Origin of the sequence: uncultured Nostoc sp., assembly GCF_964245575.1 — a bacterium.
GTDB lineage: Bacteria > Cyanobacteriota > Cyanobacteriia > Cyanobacteriales > Nostocaceae > Nostoc.
Genome location: NZ_CAXTNP010000024.1, coordinates 24,163 through 43,614 on the forward strand (window position 1 = coordinate 24,163; position 19,452 = coordinate 43,614).

The following is a 19,452-nucleotide window of genomic DNA, read 5'->3' on the forward strand; positions in this document are numbered from 1 at the left end:
TTTTAATTCTCCATCAATATTTTCAATTCCCATCAAGACAATTGAGGTTTGGTTCGGCGATTTATCGCGCTTTTCGCAAGTGGCTGATAGGACATTTCTGTTAACAGAGATTTCGGGACAAGATTGTTGGTAGCTACTACTCATTAGCTTTTGCCTTTTCCATTTTCTTGATGAACAATTTGTGATGTAACACTATACACACCTTACAGTATAAATTCAAAATATAAATCAATCTTTAACAAAAATACAATGAGTTTTGATAACTTCAAGACCTATATTATTAATATTATTAATTGATTAATAACAAATTATATGTATTATAAAATATCTCAAGAACTATATTATTAACATTATTTATTGACTAATAACAAATTATATGCGTCAAAAAAAGTATAAGAATGATATATTGACGTAGGAAACCAAGTGCAGTTCTTTCATGGTGTCTACTTTTTGAATGCTAATAACATCCTATTAACCTTATTTTGTTAGTCTGGGATAACCCAATCGCTGAAAAGCTTTCAGAGCTTTACTTTTCCATTTTTGGCTAGAAATTTTAGTTAATGTTAGAAAACAAAGTCTCAAACCTTGGTTAAATCAAAGTTCCAAAGTCTAACTTCGATTCTTATTTTCCAAAAGTGGAAAAACAAGGTTAAGTACGGCTCAGTAGCGTTGTCGATGCTCCACCCCGCAAGCTCTAAGTGATGTCTACTAAGTTTTTACTAATACCTCTTACATAGATGCTCTCTACCATTATGTGTAAATATTAGCCAGATATACTTACTTAAGCAGACTTGATGTGATTAATCAACGCTAAAATTCCGAACTAAGAGTTATAAATCGCAAATTATTATGGACATTTATGCGTATTCATCGTCACCTAATTTTAGCCCTACTAATCTTTTTCTTAATAACAACTGCTTTACCAGCTACTGCTGAGTATTCTCTTTCCCCAACTCAATCCCCAGTCACCCTACTCGAAAAAGGAAAACAACTTTATGATGCCGGAAAGTTGGTAGAAGCTGCACAAATTTGGTCACAAGCAGCTGAGATATTTCAACAAAGCAAACAGCAGCACTATCAAGCATTAAATTACAACTATTTAGCGATCGCTTATCAAGACTTGGGCAAGTGGGAAGCAGCGCGATCGCTAATCACCCAAGCAGAGAATATCCTAAAAACAGTGGATGATTCCTTCCTTTACGCCCAAGTCCTCAACACCCAAGGAAGTTTACAATTTAACACTGGTCAACCCGAATTAGCCTTAGAAACTTGGCAGCAAGCAGAGAAAATCTATCGTTCCCTCAAGGATGTAACAGGGATTGTGCTATCACAGATTAACCAAGCCCAAGCATTGCAAACTTTAGGAGAGTATCGTCGCGCCCAAAGGCAACTAGAACAAATCAATCAAGACCTTGCTACTTTACCTGATAATCTCCTAAAAGCCAGGGGATTGCGGAGTTTGGGGGTAACTCTGCAAGTAGTGGGAGATTTAGAGCGATCACAACAAGTATTATCGCAAAGTTTAGCGATCGCCAAACTTGTAAATTCTACCGCAGATATTGGGGAAACCTTCTTAAGATTGGGGAATACCGCTAGAGCTAGGGAAGATTTTAAAACCGCCTTAGAATTTTATCAACAAGCAAGTACAATTGGTGGCGATCATACTGAATTAGAAGCACTCCTTAACCAACTCAGCCTTTTAATAAAAACTGAGCAAAATCCAGCTGCACTAATATTATTACCCCAAATTCAAGAACGTCTTGCTAATCTTCCTCCCAGCCGTTGGGGAATTTACGCGCAAGTTAATTTAGCAGCAAGTTGGATGAAATTGTCATCATCAAAAACAAAAGACATTGCTCAACTTTTGGCAACAGCAGTCAAACAAGCCAGCGAATTAACAGATGCAAGAGCGCAAAGTTATGCTTTAGGAGAGTTAGGACATCTCTACGAACAAACTCAGCAATTCTCAGAAGCCTTAAATCTCACCCAAACAGCACTAACTTTAGCACAGGGAGTGCAAGCAGAAGATATTGCTGTCAATTGGTTTTGGCAGCAAGGACGAATCGAGAAAGCTAGGGGGAATACTGAGCAAGCAATTACTGCTTATGAACAAGCTGTTGATTCCTTAACATCTCTGCGTCAAGACTTACTGCAATTGAATCCTGACGTGCAATTTAATTTCCGCGATCGCGTTGAACCAGTGTATCGGCAGTTAGTACAATTACTTTTACAAGATGTAGACAGCTTACCACAAATCATCAAGCAACAACACTTAGAGAAATCTCGCAAAACAATTGAAGCACTGCAATTAGCAGAATTAGAAAACTTCTTCCACCAAGCCTGCTTAACTTATAAACCGCAACCAATAGATAAAATTGATTTAAAAGCCGCAGTGATTTACCCAATTTTGCTAGAACGTCGCTTAGAGGTAGTTGTTTCTCTTCCTGGACAACCTTTGCAACATTATGGAACAAACCTTTCCTCAAAAGAGGAATTAGAGGTTTTTGATGAACTGCGCCAGTCTTTAAACCCTGCTTTCTTACCTGATGAGGTACTACCTTCTGCCCAAAAATTATATGATTGGTTGTTGCGTCCTGCCGAAAAAGAGATAGAACTTCAGGGGATTAAAACCTTAGTGTTTGTCTTAGATGGTTTTTTACGCAGTGTACCAATGGCAGTTCTTCACGATCGCCAACAGTTTATCATCCAAAAGTACAGCATAGCATTGACTCCTGGTTTGCAACTATTAGAGTCTCGGAATCTTCCTCCCCAACAGTTTCAAGCCTTAACTGCGGGTTTAGCAGAAGCACGTCAAGGTTTTGCTGAGTTACCTGGTGTCAAACAAGAAATTAAACAAATTACAAACTATGTCCATGCAAAGATACTACTAAATGAAAAATTTACTCGCGCCAACGTCCAAAAACAAATAGAAGAAGTTCCCTTTTCTGTAGTTCATCTTGCCACCCACGGAGAATTTAGCTCCAAAGCCGAAGACACATTTCTTTTAACTTGGGAAGACCGGATTAATGTTAAAGATTTAGATAAATGGTTAAAAGGTGCATCTTCAAAACTGAGCAAAAATGCTCCACGCCAACCAATTGAACTGCTAGTTCTCAGCGCTTGTCAAACAGCCAAAGGCGACAACCGCGCTGCTTTAGGATTGGCAGGAATTGCCATTCGTTCTGGTGCTAGGAGTACTCTAGCAACCCTCTGGTCAGTACAAGACAAATCAACTGCTGACTTAATAGCAGAATTTTATCGTTTGCTTACCCAAAAGGTCGTCACCAAAGCCGAAGCACTGCGTCAAGCGCAGCTATCTCTATTAAATTCTCCTCAGTACAAACATCCATACTATTGGTCTCCATTTGTATTGGTAGGAAATTGGCGTTAACTCACGGATGAGGGAGATGAGAGCAAAGGCGCAGGGGGAGATGAGGAAGCAATAATAACTACTTCTGCCTTCTGCCTTCTGCTTCGACAACTGACAACTAATAAATGAATTCTTTATTAATAATTTTCAAAAAATGATCGTAAATAATGCCTCATATCAATTTAAATTCTTTACTCTTGGCTTATCCCTACAACTGTTAATGTTTGCCTTACCTAGTTTGGGGCAATCAGAATCAGTCACTTCAATTGCCAAGCTACCAGAGCAATTCGTTTTTCAAGAGAATTTTGAACCACCTGGGGAGCCAGAACCAAAAAGTGACACTGTTGGTGCAGGTTCTCGTGATGGACAGAGGTGTTCTGAGAATGAACAGCCCATTAGACCTTTAATGCCAAAGCGTAACTTTGGATTAACCTTCCAAGACCATCCTCCCGTATTCATTTCCTTACCCAAAACTTCAGCACAAAAGGTTGTACTGACCTTTAAAGATGAAACGGGTAACTATTATGAAAGAACTTTTTTACCTATTACTATTAGTGGAGGGATTGTTAGTTTCACTCAACCTAAAGAAAAAACGCCGCTAACTGTAGGTAAAAATTACGAATGGTCATTAGTAGTTGTCTGTGGAAAAACTGTGCAGCCAGACGATCCTATATTTAAAGGTTGGGTACAACTAGTTGCAAAAACGACCAAAGTAGATAGGGAGTTAAGCCAGTTGACTACCATCGGTCAAGCAAACTGGTATGCACAGAGAGGATATTGGTATGAAATGCTTATGGCCATACAGAAAGCTAGAAAAGCTGAACTTAAGAATACCCAATTAAAATAATTCGTAATTATTTTGTTGTAGTATCTTGTCAATCAACTGCTGATTTTCCTTGCCTTCTGCTTGTTTGAAATATTCAATTGCAATTTTTCCAGCAGCAGGTTGCTCTTTTGCAATCGCAAGTAGTAACTTGAGAGTTTGCTGGAGTTGAATTTTCTCAAGCTGCTTAGTTGCAAACATAGGTAGGATAATCGGAGCAAGTATTAATCCCAATAATGGGGGAATAATTGGAATCCACCAACCTTGTAAAAATGCCAGATAACTAAACACGATTAATCCTAGTCCAGTGCTAGTGACGAGAAACATTAATTGTCTAGGTGATTTTAATCGCCAAGCAATTAATGTTCCTATCCCAGACCAAAGCAAAATCCATAAGCTCTCCCATCTCTCAGACCAAGTTTGCAGCATTCCTCTTCCTTGCAGCGCTGCGGTTAATATTTGGCTGATAATATTAGCATGAATAAATACTCCTGCCATTTGTTTTGTTGACCCCAATAAGCGATTGTTATAAGGTGTTTGAAAAAAATCATTAATACTTTCAGCTGTTGCACCAATTAAGACAATACGATTTTGAATTTTTTCTTTTGGTATCCGTTCTTGCAATAAATCTGTGATGGAGAAGCTTTGAAAATTTTGTTCTGTACCGTGATAACTAAGTAAAATTTGATAACCTCCAGTATCAGCCCAAACATAGCCTCCGTCAAAAGGTTGCAAGGGTATTAATAAGGCTTTGCCAAGCTGAATATGATGGCGATTTTGAGGATGAGGATGGGGAGTGATGCCAACAGTTTTTAAATATTGTAATGCTAATTGTAAACTCAAACTCTGACGTAATTGATTTTTTGGGGAACGTTGCGCCAACATCTGCCGTAGGATGTTCGCAGGGCTGTAGGGCGATCGCACTGTCAATAAAGCACGACGTACCTTACCATCTCCATCCAATACTTGGTCACTAAAACCCACCTGACCCAATTGAGCTAATACCCTGGGCGGTGCAACCTTAGTACCCACAACTTTATCAATACCAATAAGATTGGGAGTAGTTTTGAACAATTCTACTAATTCTTGATACCCCGGTTCTACTGGCAAATCTCGATATAAATCCAACCCAATTAATTTAGGTTGATAAATTTTCAATTTGTTGAGCGCTTTAACCAAAATATTATCAGGTATGGGATATTGTCCTATTTTTTGTAAATCTGGTTCATCAATTGTAATTACAACAACACGAGAATCAATTCCTGATCGGGGTTGTTGTTGCAAAAAGCTATCAAACATATTCCATTCCATTCCCTGCAATAAACCAATGAAGCGTAGCAGGATAATTAAACTAGTAATACCAATTGCAAAGCTGACAAGACACGGTTTACTAAAGTGTAATACAGCATTTAATTTAGCAACTTTTCGGGCTAGGTTCAAAATCCGATTCGCTTCCTTCGCAGCTGTTAAAGTAAACTGGGCTTTTTCTAATTCAAGTTTTTCGGCGTTTAAATTTATTTCAATTTCTTGTTTATCCAACTGCTGACTAGTAGCAATAAACTGATAATCTATATTAGAAAGCTTTTTAGTTTCTGACCAAGCTACTGCTTCTTTTAATTTCATCCCTCTTAATAATTGAGTGTTATCTTGCTGATTACTAGCAACCCAATTTTTGAGATTTTGAGAATATGGACGTAAATTTTCTAGGTTTTTAGCAACCCAATCTAAATTAAATATAGTTTGATAAATTCTATTTTTTATTTGAGTTTTTCCTTTACATATCATAATTAAACCCGATAGAATCAACTCATTTTTTTCTCTAATATCATCAATTGTGACTTCTTCACCCATTAAAATTTGCTGATATACTCCTAACAATCTTCCTGCCGTTTGCTCGTTATATAGAAGACGTGAGCTTATAGTTCTTAAATGTTCCGGTTCATCTTGAAACTCCCAATTATTTATAATATGTGACCTAACTAAATTACTAATAAATAATTGAGAATTATTTATTAGTAATTTAGTTCTATCTTTAAATTGTTCATTAGCTACAATTTGACACAACTTTTGAGTAAGAAATGGCTGTCCACCAGTCCAAAATAATATCTCTTTTAAAATAATTTTTGGATTTACTACTTTTCCTTCCAATCCTTTTGTTAAAGCGAGAGTTTCTTGTAGCTTAAAACCTTGAAGTTCTATTGATTTTCCAATATTAAATGGTGTACGTATTTTATCTTGAATCAAATCTAATGGAGTTGCCACTCCGAAAATAGCAAAGGTAATACGTTTATATTCAGGATTGATTGCTCGTTGATTATAGCAAAACCGAATCAGTGCAAAAAAATCATCAACTGAGAAATCTAAACTCAGAATACTATCAATTTCATCAACAAAGATAAATAATCGTTTGTCAGTAAAATGAAGCTGTAATAATTCCTCAATAAACCACCTTAATCTTTCTAGTAAAGATATATCTTCTTGTTCACGCCACCAACTTTTTAAGTTAATTTTATTTAATAAATTAAAACCTAACCATAAATCACCAACTACACTCTTATACCACTGGAGTGGGGTAATATGTGAAGTACCAATAATTGACATATCAATGCTACTGCATTTAAATCCTTCTTGTTCCAAGCAATGTTTTGTACTTGCAAGCAGAGAGGATTTACCCATTTGTCGAGAGTTCAGTATATAGCAATACTCTCCCTGCTTGAGAGCCTCATAAAGCAGGGTATCTGCTTGTCTTTGCACATAACTAGGTGCATTAACTGTCAAACTGCCACCGACTTGGTATTTATAATCAGTCATAGGTTTAGTAGTGACTTCACTATTTACAGGACTTACGTAACTGTCACAATCAATGGCGCGGTTACACCGCACCGTGCGCCAAAAAACTACGCGATAAATATGGCAACAGCAGGACGTTTTAGTAGCTGAACGCAGAGGATTTGATAACAATCCATACTTGATTTGATAGATTGTTTGACCAGTATATCGCGCTAAATCTTTGAGTCTAAGCCAGACTAAAATAGCACAAGCAATATGCTTTCTTTGAATACAACCCTTGCAGCATTGACATGATTCAATACCAGTCAATTGCTTTAATTCTCTATGAAACTCCTCAACCTTCCATTGTTCGCGCTAGCGTGCCAGAGGCACATCTTACACACTTTTTGCACAACGTCCGTAGAATCTTGAGAGAAATAGTTTGTAGCGATAAAATCTGTTCTGTCTGTTGAGATAGTCACTCCTATTTAGTTTCACTTTTTTGGCTTGAGGGAACTTTTTTATTTTAACTATTTTAAGAGTTTTTTTGACCTGCTGTATCATCAAAAAGTCGATTGCATTTCAGAGGGCAATAATAATATTTTCCTAACCGATCAATATATCTGACTTTTCCCGTTAAGTATTGAAAAGCCTGCTGATAAAGGTTTAGGAAACAGCAGCGTATATAGGGTACAGGAATAATTTTTCGATTTGACACCTAACCCCCAATCCCAATACGCTTGGGTTAAGTATTTCTTCTTTCTCTTTGCGTCCTTGGTGGTTCATTAAAAAAATTGACTTTAACAAATAGTTTTAGCCTTAACCTAAGCGTATTGCCCCCAATCCATAATCCCCAGTCCCTTTTAGTTGTTAATCAACTGACTTAGCTGACGATAGCAGGGAATAAAGTATTGAGCGATCGCATCGTCAACTTGCCAAAACTCTTCATAACTATCGCCACTACAATAGCACCCCATGAATAAAAGCAACAAGGTTTGGAATGGGACATCAGCTAAAGTATGTAAGCTAACATCTGTAAACAGAGTATTGATCACGTTTTGCAGGTGAACTAAATTAGCAATTACATCAGCATAGATGCTGGTATTGCCTGTGATTGTGGGCAAACAGGTCAGCCAATACTCCTCAAAGAAAATTTGGTAAAGTTGGGCGATCGCTTGCTTCAAACTGACTCGCGCCTCTAGTGATTGGATAGACTCTCCTAACCTGCCCCATTCTGCTAGCAACTCTTGTTCTAAGATTGATTCTTCAAAGCTCGATAGCTTGACATCTAGCAATGGTTGGAGTACCCGCAAAAATAAAAAGTCTAAATCTGCAAATGCAAAATCCAGTTTCGTCGGGTTGTCTTTAAGTGAGGAGGAACATGGAAGTTGTTCGTTCAATTCCGGGCGATCCCAGATGAATTTGAACTCTGCAACATCTGCAACCATTTCACCGATTAGATGGGTAAACATTAGTCCCAAGCGTTGCCGTACCTCTCCTTGAAAAAACAGCCTTGCTCGTTCTGCATCAACAGACACTTGTTCTCCCTGGCGCTGAAAAATTTCTCGACAGGTCAACGGCCCATAGTCGGTATAGGCAGTCTCAGCCGGTCGTAGTGGATCGCTACAGCTTGCCAATATTTGATAGTCGCCCCGAAACTGAGTCAGCATGGACTGCCAGTTATGCCCCCAGATGTCATGCAGTAAATACTTTTCAGCATCTTTCGTAGGCAGAATACTCACTGAATGACTGAGGGTTTGGAGAATTTGCGGTTGGCTTAAATTAGTTGCTTGAGCTAAACGATAGCTCCAAGCAGCATCAATGCTTGCTGGATCGCTAAAGCTAAACGAGGGAAAGTGACGGAATTGTTCAAACTTAAAGTTACCAAGGGATTCTAAAAACTGTTGAATTTGCTCGCGTTCAATATCTGATAGCTGTTCCCACAAAGCTGAATCACGCAGTTGATTGTCAGAATAATCAATACAAAAGTAAATCTGAGTCTCTGTGAACAAAACTGCGATCGCCTCAACTGGAATGGGAACGTCTCCAAACAAATGTTGAAATAAAACTAGCGGTGCAGCAGGCGGCGCACTTTTTAAGTTAGGTAATAAACCGACATTCGTCAGGGCTGCCTGAATAATCTGCTTTTGCTGAACGACCTTATAATCGACCGTCTGCAACAGAGTCGTCATTTGTTCCTGAACTTCAGTTGCTAACTGAAACTGCTGGCACAATTGCGGAATGGCAAATCTGAATGACTCAGCTGGTGTTGCTTCAACTTTGTACTGACTTAATGTGGTAGATGATACAGTTCCCTGCCAAACTGCACCTCCCACCTCGTAGTAGTGCTTGAGTAAGGCGATCGCTTCAGCAAACGCTTGACGAACATTGACGGGGATATTTTCTACTGGACAATCCTCACGACAAATTGGATGGGCAAATCCTTGTAATGTTGCTTGTAATTCATAAAGCCGTTGCTGCCATCGTTGTTGTGAATGAGTATCTCCACTGCCATTTGCTATATGACGAGCAACTTGCAAAGCTTCAGCCATCAGAGTGCGCTGTGCAGCATCGAGCGTTGGTTTCGGTTGAAAGTTAGAGGTAATCATGGTGTAAGTGTGAATTAATGTCTAATATGAATTGAGAGTTAAATACCTGAAAATTTATTTGATAATCAAACCACTTCTCTAAAATCCGACTTTCTTAATTACGAATCAATACAGTTCAGTTAAGCATTTCTTTCTTCTCTTTGCGTCCAACTCTTAGAGATGCTGCGCGTTGGCGGAAGCCTCTCCAAGAGTTGGCGGTTCGTTAAAAAAATTGACTTTAACAAAGAGTTTTAGCCTTAACCCAAGCGTATTGAATTACGAATTACGTCGCTTGCTTCTCACATTCATGCAAGTATTACGAATTAGTATTCTCGCCTTGAAGAGTGATAGTTGCGTTTGATTCTATTACTTCGGTGGCGCTCTGCTTGAGGTATCGCACAACCTCTTCATAAATCTGGCTACTGACGCGATCGCCCCGACGACCGTTTTCTAGCCTAATATCATCAACAAAGAAATTCAGGTTGAACTGAACGTAAGTTATCGCGTCACTATTTTCGATTCCTTTGATTAAAACTTGTGGCTCCTGCCACTTTTGTCGGGGTTCTTTAAACCGTTCTCGTAACCATCGGTTCAGTTCCATTACGTAATCATCTAATCGGGTTTCTTCACTTTGAGGATTAGAAATTTTTTGATATAAACGCTGCACTCTCCGCTTTAACAAATTGATTTTGCGTTCCCATTCTTCAGTTATAATGCTGCTATCATTATCTAAAAGATGAAAATCCCGAATGTAAATCCGATACCAATTTCGGATCAGTTCAATCAAGCTATCTTTAGAACGATTTTCTTTAAGTGTAAAAACTGAACGATTGCCGTAGATTTCGGTGACAACTTCTAAACCGATCGCACTTAAAATTTCTCGATACTCTTGTTGTACATTTTCAATTTCCTCGTTGGTCATACCACCTTTTTCAGCAAACTGCAAGGTGACGACAAGTGCCTCAAGTGCAGGTGTAATTTCTTCTAATTTAAAGTTCACTTCCTGCTCGGCAAGCAGACGCAATTTGCCAATTTTCTGTTGGTTTTCTAATCCTTTTAACTGATAGTAGCAGTCAATTTGTGCTAATTTCAGATCAATATCACCTAGAGTATCGGGATGAGCCTGGATAACCTCTACCATCACCTGCTTTGTTTCTTGGACATTCAACGTGATCGGCAGTTTCATGTCGGTAGAGTAATGATAGTACGAGGTCGGACGGCTGAGATTTGTAATGTTTTGACTTTGCAGTGTGCTGTTGGGAATGTAAATATTACAATGCTTAGATGGTATATACAGTTGAGTCACTCGCACTCCAATTTTTTGCAGCATAGCAATAGAGCCATTCTCCAGCAGTAACACATCGCCAAACTGAAAGGGAGTATCAATCAGTAATACAACTCCACTAAAAAAGTTAGCTAAAATTCCCTGAGCTGCAAAGCCAATTACAAAAGTTGCCCCACCCAAAGCTACCCAAATTCCAGTTAAATCCACACCAAAGGATTTCAGCACAAAAACAGTGGTTAGCGTGAAAACAATGACGGGAACAACTGCTTCTAGCAGGGGTAAAAGCACATCATCCCACATCGATTCAGTTTCTTGGGTATACCCGCGCAGGTAGTAGATGAAAACCTGAGTAAATAGTTGAACGAGCCAGTAACTAATCGAAACAATTAAACCAGCTGCCAATAAATTTTCAATACCGTCAATCAGCTTCACAGAGGGCAACTGATGGAAGGTAAGTTTAAGAACGCCTAGAATAAAAATCATCAGAACCGGATACGCAGACACGTTCAGCGTCACCAGGGCGATATCTCGTTCAAATTTACGAAAGATTGAACGCAGAATATAAAATAAAATGATGTAAAGGAGTATTGTACCGGCGATCGTCAGCACTACGCTACTTAGGAAGAAACTCCAGGTATTGGCTTGAAATGGTAAAAGTTCTTTGAGCATTATTTTTAAGTCCATTTACCAACGATGTTTGGCAAAGACAACATTGGCTTTGACTGTGTGCAGTGGTGCAAGGATGGGGTGTAAACCCTACTGAATATCTAGTTTGAGTCCGGGTAGCAGTTTCTCCAAGTTCTTCAGAGATTTACCTTGCCAGGGCATATCATTTGATCCCAGCACGATTAACTGAACGCCTTTCTTCTTGCGTACACTCAGCACAAATTTGGACAACATACTAATGCCGGAACTATTTAGAAATCCCAGATTTCTCAGATCCAGAGTCATCGTATTTGGCTCGGTGTCTACCACTTTATTTAAGAGATCGACAATCGGAGCGTACTCCGCAGGCCCACCTAAACTGAGTTCCCCTTGGAAGTGAACTGTTGAAGTGTCAGGTTCAACGTGTACGGTGTAGTCCTCGCCTTTAACGTCTTGCATTGCAACCATGTTGGATTATTTTCATTAACAATTGGAACATCATTATTAAGAACGAACTTTAGATTGGCAAAAGTGCCATTGCTGTAACCGTGGTAATATTAGGCTTTTCCTTAACTACATCAAACTTCCAGCCTAGTTGTGCAGAGTAGTCATTGATCATAGTTAAAAACCCCAAACCGGATGCTTCACTATTTTCTTCTACACTTTTTTCAACTTGCTGGATATAGAATTCGTTAGGGTCAGAAACTAATAGTTCTTGAATAAATGCCTGAAATTTATCAACACCCGCCGCACTTACACTATTTGTGGCAAAGAGGACAGCCCCGATCTGCTCCTCCTCTAAAAAATGAATCCCAAACTTTACCTTAAAGTGAGTGGTTGCATCGTTGAATTTCATAGCGTTTTCCAACAGTTCATTTGCCACAAAAACCACAGCAGCTTGTGTCTCTTTAAGCTGTCGTGCATGATTTGGGTCGTCTTCATCAATTGGCAAAAAGTTGGAGAAATAATCAGCAAGAAAGTGAGCCGATAGTCGGTTGTTACGCCAGCGCTGTTTAATTGGGCGAGAATCTGGGGTAAATGTGAGTTCGAGTGAGTCGTGTTCGGGAGGAAATTGTTCGATGAAATCGCCAAAAATCTGTGCCATCGTTTTTCCAGTTCTAGTTGTAATTGAGTTTCGTGTTGATAAGGGTTCCTAAATTTAGGTTATGTCTACGCTTTTTCCCTTACGGGTTCGCTAGTCGCTACAACGAGGGGAACCCCCGCAACGCCCTAGCTCACCAAATCAGGCTGTTCAGCTTCTCGCTTCAGCACCAGCAAGGTAATGTCATCAAATACTTTTTGCTTGCCAATGTGCCGCCTGACATCAGTAATTACAGCATCTTTTATCACCTCTGCTGAATTGTGCCAGTTCTGGCTAATTGCTTCACACAGTTGTTCCACACCATATTGTTTCTTGTCGATATCATAGGCTTCTGGAATGCCATCAGTGTAAAGAACAACGCCTTCTCCAGGCTGTAACTCTACTGTTGCATGACTAATAAGACTGGCAATGTCATCATCGAGTCCAATAGGAAAGCCGAGATCCATTGTGTCGATACGTTCGATTTTTCCGTCACTCCTGACAATCAGGGTCTCTTCATGCTGTCCACTGATACTTAAGTTGCCCTTTGAATAATTCAGTACCGCCAGCGTCAAATTCTTTTCCGAGTTCATTCGCTGCACATTTTTGTATATAGTGCGGTTGAGGGCATCAAGAAACTTTACCGGATCATACTCACGTACCTCTTTGAGGGTTCGCACAGCTGTTTGAGTCATTACCATCAGAATTCCGCTTTCTAGCCCGTGTCCAGTCACATCACCAATACCAAGGGTAGTAACTCCATCGGTGTGTAGTACATCGTAGTAGTCACCACCGACTTCATCGGCGGGTTCCATGTATCCGGCAATATCGAGTCCTTCAATTTCTAATTCTTCCGGTTGGGGCAGAATCATCTGTTGCAACCGTTTAGTTACCTCTAGTTCAGCACCCATTCGGAGATTTTCGGCTGTGAGTTTTTCATTTAAGAGTTTGATTTCCTCATTTGCTCGTTCTAATTCAGCTGGGCTAGGAAGTGCTAAAGCTTGTGGAACTAAGGGGATAAGTTGTACGGCTGTAAATACAGATATTATTGCTGTTAGCGCTTTGATTAATCCTGATACCCAATAAGTTGGAAACCAAAGCGTCCAAATTTCCATGATGTGAGTAGTGCCACAAGCTACGATAAATCCACTAAACAGTAGAAAAATCCAATTAAAAGGCAAATCCTTACGCTTGTTAACGAAGTAGAAGAGTGTAATGGGAATAGAGTAATAAGATAAGGCAATGAGTGCGTCAGAGATGACGTGTAGCGAAACTAAACCGGGTTTCCAAAGATAGCAATGTCCATGAGGAATAAAATAAAATGTCAACAATTCAGAGCTAAGATGCCACATAGAAAAATTCTCTGTACTAATAAAATTAAACACATTGAGTTGTTCTCTTTAAAAATCCTTAAGCTGCGTAGGGCGTAGCCCGTCGTAGACATCGCTCTTTAAATCACTAGTATCGCTTCAATAAATTGATTCCAAGTCAATAGTTGCCCTCCTGTGCGATCGCGTAAAAATGTAATTTCATCTTTTGTCAGTGGCGATTCTCCCACGCTTGCCATTGCAATATTCATTTCATTAAGGCTGATGATATTGTCTTCATCAGCATCAATTGGTAAAAAATAAGTAAGAAAATCGTTGTATTCTGCCATCAACTGACGATGACGCAGCATTAACTCACCGAATTCTTCAAAGTCGATTGTGTTGCTGCGATCGCTATCCATACTTGTGAATAACAGCGTGATTTCGTTATCTGACAGCCCCTTTCCTGCCTGGTTTAAATGATTGGTTAATTCTTCAATACAGAGATGCCCACTATGGTCTTGGTCGATGGCATCGAAGATATAGCGCAAGTCTCCTTTAAAGGTAGAAGACGCTTGTTTAAACAGCAGTTGGCGCGGCTTACTTTGAATCGCAGCTGCAAGATGACGACGAAAGTTAAAAATAATCCGCTTTGCCACTAAAAACCGTTGCCGATGTTCTTCGGGACTAGCAACTGTGTGCAGTGCTACCGGCACGAGCGAGGGTAGCGATCGCCGTAAAATCAAAAAACAGCCAATGGTTACGATCGCAAACGGCAACGCCAGTACGGGCAATTTCAACGGAGCAAATAAAGCTGCCAAGCCCCAACTAGCGAGGGATGCAACAAAGGCACAACCCAGAGCAATAGAAATACTGAATAGATTCGGTGTGTAGAATACTCCACCAATGGCGATCGCCGTCAGGACAGCATTGTAACCCCATAGCCCAGTATACAAATCGTTAGGAGTCACTTGCAGCAGCAAACCTGCAAGTAAATACATTACGCATCCCAGCAAGCCAACAATGGTACTAATCGGGGTGCAGATAGCAATCCCCAGAACAATCAAAATTCCTACAACCCAGTTATTGGAAAAAAATACCTGCCCAATACTGAGCGGTAGCGATTGAGCGAGTCGCAAACCGTTAAATTGACTAGGAGAAACAGGCGGTAATGACCCAAAATCGAAGAAAGTTTGGGGTAGAAATAGCACGAGAATCACAAAACTTAGCAACGCGATATGAAATGGAATACCGAGCGGAGCGACTCGAAACTGACTAGCAAACCAGACTCCCACAGTTTCCATTAATACCGTTGAGAGAGAAGCGAATACAATCACTGCGATCGCCCAATTCAGATTCCATGTGCCATTGCCAAACAGCCCTAATGATGCGATCGTCGCCCCAGTGAGTAATCCATTCAGACCAAAAATGCCATTTTGAATGTCATCCCGATTGATCTGGAAAATTTTCGCCAAGTGTTTCTGTAAGAAAATTGCTGTTAATGTTGCGATCGCAGTTCCCAGCAAGCTCATTGTCCCTAACCAAGGAGCCTGAATGAACATGGCAATTAAAAATAGTAGACCGCTTACAGGATTATTCACAAAAATTACCTGACCAATTCCCCGGAGAGTGGCATTAATAAAATCCAATAAAGGTTGATCCATTAAGCGTTCATTGAGGGACTGCATCGTACCTAATGGCAATAAGCTCTTTGATTGCTGTAATTTTGATTCCCCTGAGGATAAAACATGAGAGATTAACTCATGCAGAGGAGAGGGATCGTTATCCATTTTGTCTAGATTGCCAACAAAAAATAGGCTGTTTAGTTCTAAGATTTTTTTCTAAAGCAAATGTATCTCAAGTTTGATAATCCTTTGATAGCAAAAGGTTGAGTGTTTAATTTTCAGATATTTCATCAGTATCATTCTTCAGTAAGCACTTCCGAAATTACGTGTGTTTCCCTTGGGTTTTCTTCGCACTCAAGTTTCGCAGCGTTTTTAATTACAAAACTAGTATCAATGACGATAATTAAATCAACAGTAAATATAGAACGTGCTTGCTTACTCATAGTTTTACCTTTTTTTATTTTGGAGCAAACCGAATAAGCTGATATAGCAGTCCTAAATCATTGGTGAAAATTATATATCTCTTTTTTCTTTCTCCTCTTGGCGTTCTTGGCGTTCTTCTCTGCGAGACGCTGTGCGATGGCGGTTCGTTTCCTTATCTATATTTTTCACGACTCATTTAGTATTGCTATATTTGCAAAAGTTAAGAGGTTTCAATATAAAGGAATAAAGATTGAAGTACTAAATAAGATTTTATTAAATAAAATTTTGCAAATACTTCTTGTATTTCATCATTAAAACACCTTTTTGTAAAATTAAACAATCACATAAATGTAATATATTTTACCTTGTTCTAACTCAGTTTTAGATACTGTTACACTAACTACTATTAATGTCAAGTCATAAATATCATAACTTTGACTATGCAAGAGGCTATTTATAAAGTCAATCTCAAGGTGATTAATTAATTAAAATTGCAATCTAAAATCCTGTATCAGCAGTATCATAGATATAAATCATGGCTCGAAAGACTTGTTGTACCGACCTTAGCGACTCAAAATGGTAAATCGTGGCTCTCTTAATTCCACCAGCCAAATCAAGTAGACATCGTTGCACAACTGATATATGCTCGTGTATGCAACGCTATCTACTACCAATTGAAAACAGGGTGTCAATGGGACATGCAACAGGCGCAAAAAACTAGTCTGTAAAGCACTAACTAAAAATATCTGATAACAAACAAAAATAGATGGCATTCATGTAATTGTTTGAAGTTATATGAAGTGACAATTAATATGATAACCCTAGAAAAATAACTTTTGATAAGTAGGTGGGTGAAAATAAACATCACTAGCTTACGAAATGTAAATATGCCTGAAAGCCTTACTAATGAAAACTGATAACTGACAATTGACGACCCTAACTACTTAACTTTATTCGCACCGACTGACTTAATACCCAATTAAACTTTTATACAATCATCCTTTACTGGAGCAGTTTTTTTGATGACAACTCAACTTACTCATCCCAAAATTATTCTCGACACCGACCCAGGTGGAGATGATATCTATACCTTCCTGTGGCTTCTGGGCTTGGTCAAACAAGGACTCGCGGAACTTGTCGCTGTTACTTCCGCAGATGGCAATGTTGCTGCTAAATGCACGTTCTCTAGTGCTAGCCAGATTTTAAATTTAGCGGGATTCCCACACATTAAAGTAGGTCGCGGTGTCCTTGCAAAAAGAGAAATTATTAAAGATGCCACCCATATTCATGGGTCAGATGGGATGGGCAATCTTTCTCATACTTTACCCCCTGCCACGCACACCATTGAAAACGCTCCTTACTCCGATGAACTGATTATCGATGAGTTGAACGCTGCTCCGGGGGAAATTACCATTGTAGCGATCGCACCCTTGACTAACCTCGCAGCAGCAGAAATAAAAAGTCCCGGCATCCTTAAAAAAGCCAAGGAAATTGTGATTATGGGGGGTGCTTTCTTCTGTCTTGGTAATGTTACTCCCCATGCTGAATTCAATATTTGGTTTAATGCTGAAGCTGCTCAGACAGTATTTGATAGCCGAGACGATATCGTTGTGCTGCCGTTAGATGTGACTCGACGCTTAATTTTTACACGAGATATGACTGTGGCAGTCACTCAAGCAAATCCAGAGAGTAAACTTTCTCAGTTCTTGACAAATCTTTGTGAGTTTATGATTGGCACAGCCTTGGGTTATCGAGAAACAGGAGGAATTTCAGGTTTCCTTGTTCATGATGCGGCAACATTAGGATACCTATTTTATCCAGAAACCCTGATGCTGAAAAGAGCAAAAGTTCGGGTTGAAACAAAGGGACAGTGGACACTAGGACAGACATTGATTGATAGTCGTCCTGCTGCAAAAACAGCAGCAAATGCGTGGGTAGCGTTGCAAGTAGATGAGTGCAAATTTTTTACCAGCTTTGTTGAAGATTTGAAGCACCTATTTATAACCGCCAAGCTCTAAGCTTCTCTTGTAGAGTCGCTTGCTCTTGATTTTAGGTTAGTAGTTAGTGGCTATTATTCACTAGTTATTTCACAAATGTTACTACTGGCGATCGTAAGAAGGAACTTATTCAAACATGGAATTCTTTAGGCAAATAATTTTTTATTTGACATTTGCTTCACTTGGATTCACGATTACAGACATTTATCTGCGGGCAAACAAGCTCTGGAAGCGCAAGCATGATAAAGCGGTTGCTGAGAGTATTTCGATTACGGCGATGTTCGTTAGTATAGTGCCAGGTAGCGTATTCACATTAAATTATCTGTTTGTTGGCCAGTGGCAGGGATTTATTCAAGAGGCTTTATATTTATTGCTCGTGACATTTACTATTTCAGTGGGAATACAACTATGGGTTCCTGGAGAACGTCATAAAGGTTTTTTCAGATTACTGAAGCAAGCTCTCAATTTAGAGCGAAAGGAAGTTGGAGATTTAGCAATGGCTTTATTTAAACCGCCTCAGCATAAAACAATCATTGATATTCTCTGCCAGATTGCATTAATTGATGAAAGGCTGGATGAACGGGAACGAAAATTTATTAATACGTTCGCACAGAAATGGAGTATTGAATTTTCTTGGAATATGCTTCAGTCAGAAAACTATGATTCAGATATGAACTTTATTCGGCTGCGACAAGATGTTGAGAACTACTTGGCAACCTCTCCTCCAACTGAACAAATAATTCAATTACAGGACTTGATTAACATACTCATCAGGATTGATAAAAATATTTCCGAACCAGAAAGACTCATTAGTATTGAACTGAATGGAATGTTTCATCGTTATCTTAACCATGACGAAATATCCGAAGTTTTTTATACTATTGTGATTCCTCAAAACGATAAGCAAGAACAGGCGATCGCTCAAAACTTTTCTGATTTGACCCGTTTAAATGTTGCTGAAGGATTTGTCTACCGTAGCCAACCCTTTTACTCTAAGGAATTTGCCAAAATTTTTAATAATCAATATCGGGCGCTCAATCTATTTAGCATTGTCACGGAAATGCTGTAATTTTTTCTACCATTTAGACTAATAAATTGGGAAGTTATTTTCTCATATAATTCCATCTTTTTCTAGCAATACCTGACAGTTTAAATTTGTATGGCTGCTAATTTTGAATCAAAATAAGATTAGTCTATTAGTTTCATAAAGGTAAAAGATGATGACCACAGAGCGATTTAAAAAGTTCACGATTTTGCATTCTAATGATATGCATAAAGACTTTTTAGCAGAGGCTGGGGGTGAAGAGGGTCATTTGATTGGTGGAGTATCGTTGCTTTCCGGCTATATCAATAAGGTGCGATAATCATTTTAAAGGGGGATGAAGGGGCTGCCGTCGGCAGCCCCTTCATCCCCCTTTTGTAGTAAAGTAATTTGAATAATGACTGAGTTTTTGAGTGTGGCAACTGGTGACTATAGTATTAATTGATTCTCTTAAAAAGTTGTTGATTGAAACTGCATCTCTTTTTAATTGGTGCTGA

At 39.1% G+C, this 19,452-nt stretch carries 13 protein-coding genes and 2 pseudogenes; 6 read left to right on the forward strand and 9 right to left on the reverse strand.

Translation table 11 applies throughout. From position 1 onward, the window contains the following. Window positions 1-859: 859 nt before the first annotated feature. Together ACFFAP_RS06300 and ACFFAP_RS06305 are read left to right on the forward strand one after the other, a co-directional pair. Window positions 860-3,391, forward strand: a complete 2,532-nt coding sequence (locus ACFFAP_RS06300; RefSeq protein ID WP_375510419.1) for a CHAT domain-containing protein — start codon at window positions 860-862, stop codon at window positions 3,389-3,391. Window positions 3,392-3,524: 133 nt separating this feature from the next. Next, a complete protein-coding gene (locus ACFFAP_RS06305; RefSeq protein WP_375510420.1) occupies window positions 3,525-4,217 on the forward strand; it encodes a DUF928 domain-containing protein in 693 nt (230 codons plus the stop codon). On the opposite strand, the gene ACFFAP_RS06310 is transcribed toward ACFFAP_RS06305, so the two are convergent. From ACFFAP_RS06310 to ACFFAP_RS06350, 9 genes and pseudogenes are all read right to left on the reverse strand, one after another. Continuing rightward, on the reverse strand, window positions 4,209-7,004 hold the full coding sequence (locus ACFFAP_RS06310; RefSeq protein ID WP_375510432.1) for a CHASE2 domain-containing protein: 2,796 nt from the start codon (window positions 7,002-7,004) through the stop codon (window positions 4,209-4,211). The genes ACFFAP_RS06305 and ACFFAP_RS06310 overlap by 9 nt on opposite strands. A 132-nt stretch (window positions 7,005-7,136) precedes the next feature. After that, window positions 7,137-7,581: pseudogene (locus tag ACFFAP_RS06315) on the reverse strand (transposase); the annotation flags it as partial. A 244-nt stretch (window positions 7,582-7,825) separates the two neighbouring features. Next, complete coding sequence (locus ACFFAP_RS06320) at window positions 7,826-9,571, reverse strand: hypothetical protein (RefSeq protein ID WP_375510421.1); 1,746 nt, start codon at window positions 9,569-9,571, stop codon at window positions 7,826-7,828. A 295-nt stretch (window positions 9,572-9,866) separates the two neighbouring features. After that, the gene (locus ACFFAP_RS06325; RefSeq protein ID WP_375510422.1) at window positions 9,867-11,519 is read right to left on the reverse strand and encodes a mechanosensitive ion channel family protein; all 1,653 of its coding nucleotides are present in this window, start codon (window positions 11,517-11,519) and stop codon (window positions 9,867-9,869) included. Window positions 11,520-11,591: 72 nt separating this feature from the next. Further along, on the reverse strand, window positions 11,592-11,939 hold the full coding sequence (locus ACFFAP_RS06330; RefSeq protein WP_375510423.1) for an STAS domain-containing protein: 348 nt from the start codon (window positions 11,937-11,939) through the stop codon (window positions 11,592-11,594). A 58-nt stretch (window positions 11,940-11,997) separates the two neighbouring features. Continuing rightward, window positions 11,998-12,585 carry a DUF6272 family protein gene (locus tag ACFFAP_RS06335; RefSeq protein ID WP_375510424.1) on the reverse strand — a complete coding sequence of 196 codons (588 nt, stop codon included), beginning with the start codon at window positions 12,583-12,585 and terminating at the stop codon, window positions 11,998-12,000. 125 nt (window positions 12,586-12,710) lie between these two features. Beyond that, window positions 12,711-13,913 (reverse strand): PP2C family protein-serine/threonine phosphatase, encoded by a 1,203-nt coding sequence (locus ACFFAP_RS06340; protein ID WP_375510425.1) that lies wholly within the window; start codon window positions 13,911-13,913, stop codon window positions 12,711-12,713. 98 nt (window positions 13,914-14,011) lie between these two features. Continuing rightward, window positions 14,012-15,658: an urea transporter gene (locus ACFFAP_RS06345; protein ID WP_375510426.1), complete on the reverse strand. Its 1,647-nt coding sequence runs from the start codon at window positions 15,656-15,658 to the stop codon at window positions 14,012-14,014. A gap of 131 nt (window positions 15,659-15,789) precedes the next feature. Beyond that, window positions 15,790-15,936: a hypothetical protein gene (locus ACFFAP_RS06350; RefSeq protein WP_375510427.1), complete on the reverse strand. Its 147-nt coding sequence runs from the start codon at window positions 15,934-15,936 to the stop codon at window positions 15,790-15,792. A gap of 563 nt (window positions 15,937-16,499) precedes the next feature. On the opposite strand from ACFFAP_RS06350, the pseudogene ACFFAP_RS06355 reads away from it, so the two are divergent. From ACFFAP_RS06355 to ACFFAP_RS06370, 4 genes and pseudogenes are all read left to right on the forward strand, one after another. After that, window positions 16,500-16,617, forward strand: a pseudogene (locus ACFFAP_RS06355) (IS5/IS1182 family transposase); the annotation flags it as partial. Between the two features lie 321 nt (window positions 16,618-16,938). Then, on the forward strand, window positions 16,939-17,934 hold the full coding sequence (locus ACFFAP_RS06360; protein WP_375510428.1) for a nucleoside hydrolase: 996 nt from the start codon (window positions 16,939-16,941) through the stop codon (window positions 17,932-17,934). A gap of 145 nt (window positions 17,935-18,079) precedes the next feature. Further along, window positions 18,080-18,982, forward strand: coding sequence for a hypothetical protein (locus tag ACFFAP_RS06365; RefSeq protein ID WP_375510429.1), 903 nt, complete (start codon window positions 18,080-18,082; stop codon window positions 18,980-18,982). A 148-nt stretch (window positions 18,983-19,130) separates the two neighbouring features. After that, window positions 19,131-19,277, forward strand: coding sequence for a hypothetical protein (locus ACFFAP_RS06370; protein WP_375510430.1), 147 nt, complete (start codon window positions 19,131-19,133; stop codon window positions 19,275-19,277). Window positions 19,278-19,452 lie beyond the last annotated feature (175 nt).